Origin of the sequence: Mycobacterium sp., assembly GCF_049585075.1 — a bacterium.
Classification (GTDB): domain Bacteria; phylum Actinomycetota; class Actinomycetes; order Mycobacteriales; family Mycobacteriaceae; genus Mycobacterium.
On sequence record NZ_JBAUZA010000397.1, the window covers coordinates 1 to 2,816 of the forward strand.

General features: G+C 61.8%; 3 protein-coding genes. 1 reads left to right on the forward strand and 2 read right to left on the reverse strand.

Features of this window, described 5'->3' with window-relative positions; genetic code table 11:
- The coding region (locus WB785_RS18965; RefSeq protein ID WP_424080837.1) for an SMP-30/gluconolactonase/LRE family protein at positions 1-966 on the forward strand (966 nt) is incomplete at its 5' end.
- 4 nt (positions 967-970) lie between these two features.
- Here the strand turns inward: WB785_RS18965 and pstA are convergent.
- Entirely contained in the window at positions 971-1,876 is a 906-nt protein-coding gene (pstA, locus tag WB785_RS18970) for a phosphate ABC transporter permease PstA (protein WP_424080838.1), read from the reverse strand.
- On the reverse strand, positions 1,873-2,816 hold a 944-nt coding region (gene pstC, locus WB785_RS18975), incomplete at its 5' end, for a phosphate ABC transporter permease subunit PstC (RefSeq protein ID WP_424080839.1). The genes pstA and pstC, both read right to left, overlap by 4 nt.

Here is a 2,816-nt window from a genome sequence, read left to right on the forward strand (position 1 = left end):
GTGCCCGTCGGCCCGCCGCCGGTGCGCCCACAACCCGCGGCACAGCATCCTGATTTCGCACCCAGCGCGCCCCAGCGGCCCAGCAGACGCAAGTGGTGGATCCTCGCGGGCGTGGTGTTGGTTCTGCTCATCGCCATTTTCGGATACCTGGTAAGACCGCACTCCTCTTCGGGTCCGACGACGCAAGCCTGCGGACAAAACGTGCTGCCGTTCGAGGGGCTGAACTTCCGGCTGTCGCCCGGCGGGGTGGCAGTGGACTCCGCAGGCGCGGTGTACGTCACCAACCAAGGCATGTATGGCCGAGTGGTGAAATTGGCGCCTGGGTCGACGACGCCGACAGTGCTGCCGTTCACCGGTCTGTACCAACCCCAGGCGGTGGCTGTCGACGCGGCGGGCGCCGTGTACGTCACCGACTTCAATAACAGGGTGGTGATGTTGCCGGCCGGTTCGAACAACCAGACCCAGCTGCCGTTCACCGGTCTCAATTACCCAGAGGGCATTGCGCTGGATAGCGCTGGCAACGTGTATGTCGCCGACCGGGGCAACAACAGGGTGGTGAAGTTGCCCACCGGGTCGAACACCCCGATCGATTTGCCGTTCACCGGATTGAACAACCCAGATGGTGTGGCGGTCGACGGCGCAGGCAACGTGTATGTCGCCGACACGGACAACAACAGGGTGGTCAAGCTGGAGGCTGGATCCAACAGCCAGACCATTCTGCCGGTTACCGGTTTGACTGTCCCGTGGGGTGTCGCGGTGGACGGGGCCGGCAATGTCTACGTCAGCGAACACGACAACAACCAGGTCCTGAAATTGCCGGTCGGGTCGAATGTTCCTACGCCACTGGCACTTACCGGTCTCAACACGCCGTTGCAGCTTGCCCTGGACAGTGCGGGCAACGTATACGTCGCCGACCGCGGCAATGACAGAGCGATCAAGTACGTCGTCGCCGGATGTCCCGGATAACGGGTTAGCGCCGACGGATTGCGATCAGGCGGTTAGCCGCAGCGGCCACCAGGTAGACCGCGGCGACCACGATGATCAACGTCAGTGCAGCGCCCCAAACTCGTAGGAACCCTGCGTGCTCGGGGTTGTTGAGTTCGGTGTAGATCAACAGCGGCAGCGATGCCATGTTGCCGTTGAAGATATCGAAGTTGATGGCCCGGCTATATCCGACCAGCACCAGCACCGGCGCGGTTTCGCCCATGACACGTGCGATCGCGAGCAGGACACCCGAGATGATGCCTGGCATCGCGATGGGGACGACTATTCGGATGATCGTTTTCCATTTCGGAATGCCCAACGCGTAGCTGGCTTCTCGAAGATCGTCGGGCACCAGCTTGAGCATCTCCTCAGTTGAGCGCACCACGATCGGCAACATCAGCAATACCAACGCGAGCGACACCGCGAAGGCGCTCTGCTGAAATCCCATGGTGGCGATCCACATGCTGAAGATGAATAGCGCTGCCACGATCGAGGGCAGCCCGGCAAGCACGTCGACCATGAAGCTGGTGACCCGCGCCAGCCGACTGGAACGGTATTCCGCCAAGTACACCGCTGTCATGAATCCCAGTGGTACGGCCAGAAGTGCCGCCACGGCAGCCTGCGCCAGCGTTCCGTAGAGTCCATGATAAATCCCGCCGGAAAACTGCTCCGGCAGGACTCCGCGCAGCGAGTGACTCCACCATCCGGGTTGCGTGATGGCGTACCAACCTCGTTGGACAACGACCCACAGCAGCCACACCAGTGGTACCAATGCGATGCCGAAAGAGGTGACGAAAAACAGTGCTGCGACGTTGTTTTTGATCCGCCGCCCGGCGCTGATACGCCGAACCGCTACAGCTTTGACTGGAAGGTCCAGGGTGGGCGCGCTCATGTCTTGACCGCCCTGCCAACGATCGCGCGGGCGACGGCGTTGACGATGAATGTCAGGACGAACAGTACGAATCCGGCCGCAATATAGGCCCCGGTCGGCAGTGGCTCGCTGAATTCGTTTGCCGCAGAGGCAATTTTGGAAGCGAACGTGTAGCCGCCATCGAATAGTGACCAATTCCCGGGACGAGCGGCCGCGCGCAAGATGATCAGCACGGCGACGGTTTCGCCCAGCGCCCGGCCCAGCCCCAGCATTGATGCGGCGACGGCACCGCTACGACCGAACGGCAACACGGTCATCCGTATTACCTCCCACTTTGTCGCGCCCAATGCTTGCGCTGCTTCGATGTGGGGAGACGGAGTCTGCCGGAATACTTCTCGCGAGACCGAAGTGATAATCGGCAAGACCATCACGGCAAGCACGACCCCGGCGGTGAAGATATTGCCGCCGCCGGCCAACGAAACGTCTCCAGCCTTGAACAGAAACAGCCATCCCAGGTCTCGGTTTAGCAAGTCTTCGATCGGCGCGAGTTGCGGTGCAACCACGAAAATTCCCCACAGCCCGAAGACGATCGACGGCACCGCGGCCAGCAGATCGACTAACGCTCCGAATGGGCGTGACAGCCTTGCCGGCGCGTATTGGGTGAGGAACACTGCGATCCCGATCGCGACTGGTACCGCCAACGCCAGGGCGAGTAGTGAGCTCAGCACCGTCACCATCAACAGGTCACGGATACCAAATGCCAGGTGGTCGCTGTTGGTGGTGTCGAACTGCGCGCTGGTGAAGAAGTTGGCGTGGTTGGCGCGCAGCGCCGGGATGGCGTGGATCAGCAGGAAGATCGCGATCATGCCGATCGCGATCATGATCGTGGAACCGGACAGCGCGGCGATCGACTTGTACAGTCGAGCGCCCCGCCCTGCCTTGGCGGCGTCGTCAGCCGTCA